This is a genomic window from Pseudoalteromonas sp. NZS11_1 (genome assembly GCF_015864275.1).
Lineage (GTDB): Bacteria > Pseudomonadota > Gammaproteobacteria > Enterobacterales > Alteromonadaceae > Pseudoalteromonas > Pseudoalteromonas arctica.
Map to the genome: position 1 here is coordinate 1 of NZ_JADYXK010000056.1, position 1,632 is coordinate 1,632.

Below are 1,632 nucleotides of genomic sequence, written 5' to 3' on the forward strand. Positions count from 1 at the left end.
TCACTGTTGATGTTGCAGCACAAAGCGACAGCAACACGCCAATCATAAGCGGCACAAGCGATGCAGGTGAGGGTGCACAAGTGACGATTGTGGTTACCGACAGCAATGGCAACCCACAAACCATCACCGCACTTGTGGATGCAAACGGTGATTGGAGTGCCACACCAGCGACACCATTAAGTGAAGGTGAAAGCACGATTGAAGTAAGTGTGCGCGATAGTGTCGGCAACGAAACCACCGTGAGTGATACCACCACCATCGACACACAAGCGCCAACCTTAACCATTCAAAATGTAGGCGATGTCAGCGATTTAACACCTGAGCTTCAGGGCACCAGTAATGAAATTGGTGGCACGGTAACACTCACCATCACCGACAGCGAAGGCATCAATCAAACCCTTAGCACTGTTGTAGGCAGCGATGGTCACTGGGCAATCGAAGTATCGACAGCCCTTGCACAAGGTGAGTTTAGCGTTGTTGCCAGCATTACCGATGCCGCAGGCAACGAGAGCACCGCAAACAGCAGTGGTAATGTAGATACCATCACACCAGTTGTCACCGTTGATGCACTGGGCCTGGGTAACGACAGCACCCCAGTTGTTAGCGGCACATCAACAGAGCCCGCAGGCACGGTTATAAACATTGTTATTACCGACAGTAACGGTGATGAACACCCAATCACTGCCACCGTTGATGCCAGCGGTAATTGGCAAGCAACCAGCCCTGAATTACCAGATGGTAGCTACATCGTACAAGCCAGTATCACCGATGATGCAGGCAACACCGGCGGCGCTACACAAACAGGCAACTTAGATACCTTAGCGCCAACACTGACGTTAGACACCGTCGGTGCCACGAATAACAGCACACCAACAATTAGCGGGACATCGAACGCGCCAGCAGGCACGGTTGTAACGATTAACGTCACGAATGCAAATAATACAGAAACGTTCACTGCAACAGTGCAAGCCGATGGCAGCTGGTCAGCGGATGTACCGAACGCGCTAACTGATGGTCCACTTACTATTGAAGCAAGCGTTATTGATAACGCCGGTAATACCACTACATTAAGTGAAGGCGCAACACTCAACACCACTGCGCCAAGCATCAGTATTAATACACTGGTTGATACCAACGACACCACCCCAACCATTAATGGTACAAGCGATACGGCAGATAACACCACCATTAGCTTAACGTTTGAAGACAGTGCAGGGAATATTACGACAGTTGATGCGACCGTAACGGGTGGAGTATGGAGTGTCGATGCACCAACTGACTTAGCCGAAGGCGAATACACTGTTACCGCACAGGTAGATGATGGACTGGGTAATATCGGCAGCGCCACAGAGACAGGTCAGATAGACCTAACAGGTCCGAGCCTTGTTATTACCGACAACGGTGTAGGCAACGACACCACGCCAACGATTGCAGGTACCAGCGATGCACCGCAAGGCAGTGAAGTAACCATTGTTGTCACCGACAGCAACGGCGCAGCGCAAACCATGAGTGCCACCGTACTTGCTAATGGTACGTGGTCAATGCCTGTACCGATAGCACTTGCAGAAGGTGCATACACTATTAGCGCGAGTGTTGAAGATGTGGCAGGCAACGACACCACTGCCACAGGCA

1 protein-coding gene is annotated in these 1,632 nt (G+C 51.2%); it reads left to right on the forward strand.

From position 1 onward, the window contains the following. The coding region (locus I6F44_RS19455) for an Ig-like domain-containing protein (protein WP_197174406.1) at nt 1-1,632 on the forward strand (1,632 nt) is incomplete at both ends.